This window comes from Lutibacter sp., assembly GCF_041596795.1.
GTDB lineage: Bacteria > Bacteroidota > Bacteroidia > Flavobacteriales > Flavobacteriaceae > Lutibacter.
The window spans coordinates 1-2,254 of the sequence record NZ_JBFHHX010000262.1; the positions used below are offsets into that span (position 1 = coordinate 1).

Sequence of the window (2,254 nt, forward strand, 5' to 3'; positions counted from 1 at the left end):
CGGAATATGAGAATTTTTCTGGATTTTCATCACCAGGTTGTTCAATCATTTTAGAATAATCTAAACTTCTTCCATCCACTCTTGGTGGTGTTCCAGTTTTCATTCTACCAGCTTCAAAACCTACTTTTACTAAATCTTCCGTAATTCCTGTCGACGCTCTTTCACCGGCTCTACCTCCACCAAATGTTTTATCACCAATATGAATTAATCCATTTAAAAAAGTACCTGCCGTAATAATAACTGCCTTGGATTTAATTTCAATACCTAAGGTTGTTTTAACCCCAACAATTTTATCACCTTCAAAAACCAACCCATTAACCATATCCTGAAAGAAATCTAAATTCGAAGTTTGCTCCAACATATTTCTCCAGCATTCAGCAAAACGCATACGATCACTTTGAGCCCTTGGACTCCACATTGCTGGACCTTTAGATTTATTCAACATCTTAAATTGAATAGCACTTTCATCTGTTACAATTCCACTATAACCACCTAACGCATCAATCTCACGTACAATTTGCCCTTTTGCAATTCCACCCATAGCAGGATTACAACTCATTTGAGCAATATTTTGCAAACTCATTGTAATCAATAAAGTTTTAGCACCCATATTTGCACTTGCAGCTGCAGCTTCACTTCCTGCGTGACCACCACCAACTACAATAACATCGTATTCTGTATTAAACATATCTTATATAATAGTGTTCCACGTGGAACGTTATTAAGTTTTATAAAAAAATAAATTTAGCGTTCCACGTGGAACACTAAACTTCCGTTAAAAAAGATAAACATCTATCTTCTTCTGCTCTCATTACTGATTTTTCAGTAGAACTTTTATCTTTAAACCCTAAATAGTGTAAAATTCCGTGAATTATTACTCTATTTAATTCATTTTCAAAGGTTTGATCGAAATTTAGTGCGTTTTCACGAACTCTTTCAATAGAAATAAAAATATCTCCACTAATTAACTTACCTAAAGTATAATCAAAACTAATAATATCAGTAAATGTATCGTGTTCTAAAAATTCAACATTCAATTTAAGTAAATAATCATCATCACAAAATATATAATTTATTTCTCCCTCTTCAAAACCGTAATAACTAATAACTTTACTTACCCATTTTTCAATACCTGTTTCATTACCTAATTCAAATTCGGTTTCGTAATTAAATAAAATCATTTTAATCTGGATTTGTTTTAAAATATTCTTGCACTTTCTTTTTATAAAGCGAGCGCAAAGGTAATGATTGTCTGTTTAATATTTCATTATAATTAAAATACTGATTCTGCAATTCTAATTTCTTAATTAATCTTTCATCAAATAAATCTAAATTTGTTTCAGATTTTCTTTCATCATCTTCACCTTGCTCTTTTTTTGCTTCTTCCAATTTTAATAATTCATACAACAACTGTTGCATTTTATTAATAGAATTTTCATCCAATCCTCTTTTTAATAATTCATTTTCTAATTCCTCCATTTGCTTTAAACTCTCATTTCCATTCCCATTTTTTGAACCTTTTCCCAAAATTTTATCTAAAGCTTCTTTTAACATTGCCTGTTCTTTATAAATCTCAAACAATTCTTTGTTTACACTTTCAGAACCTTCATTACCAGAATTTCCTTTTTTATCACCCTTATTAGCGCCAGAATTTTCACCAGGTTTTAAACCATCTTTCATTTTTTTTAAAAGATCACCTTGTTTTTTAATAATATCAGGTAAACTAAATTCTTGACTTTTCCCTTTTCCTTTTCCAAAACTAGGCGAAGCATTCATTAAACTCTCCAATAAATTACTTAAAGAATTTGCTAAATTATTAGCTGATGTAATTACAAATTGTTGATTCGAAATTCCTTGATCGATTAAATTATCCGTAAAACTAACTAATGATTCATCGATATTAAAATGCACTTGAGAAACTTCTTTTTGAATATCATTTCCCATTTTAACTAAACTCAATGATAAGACATACAAACTATCGTCTATATGCTCAAAGTAAACCTTTAACTTTTGTTGCTCTTTTAAATTTTTAGGAAACTCAGGATGATTTGTATCCTTTCCATTAAAACTATTCATTAAATTTTCTTGCTGAAAAGAGAATTCAATTAAATTTTCAACAATTTTACGCAAGTCATCAATATCCTCATCAATAGATTCTCCTTCAGAAGCTTCCATAGCTGAATTAAAAGATTCTGCCATTTTCTTCATTTTTTTTGCGGCTTTTTCTTGAGAGTTCTTAGCAGATTCTTTTTGA

At 29.9% G+C, this 2,254-nt stretch carries 2 protein-coding genes and 1 pseudogene; all 3 read right to left on the minus strand.

Annotation, left to right across the window (positions count from 1 at the left end; genetic code table 11):
* A partial coding sequence (locus ABY298_RS16115; protein WP_372747062.1) for an FAD-dependent oxidoreductase occupies nt 1–688 on the minus strand: 688 nt, incomplete at its 3' end.
* A 76-nt stretch (nt 689–764) separates the two neighbouring features.
* Nucleotides 765–1,181, minus strand: a complete 417-nt coding sequence (gene ybeY, locus ABY298_RS16120; protein ID WP_372747063.1) for an rRNA maturation RNase YbeY — start codon at nt 1,179–1,181, stop codon at nt 765–767.
* A gap of 1 nt (nt 1,182) precedes the next feature.
* Nucleotides 1,183–2,254, minus strand: a pseudogene (locus ABY298_RS16125) (hypothetical protein); the annotation flags it as partial.

What these genes read in the sequence shown, in the direction of transcription:
- ybeY (WP_372747063.1), bottom strand. Translation starts at nt 1,181, where the DNA reads ATGATTTTATTTAATTACGAAACCGAATTTGAATTAGGTAATGAAACA.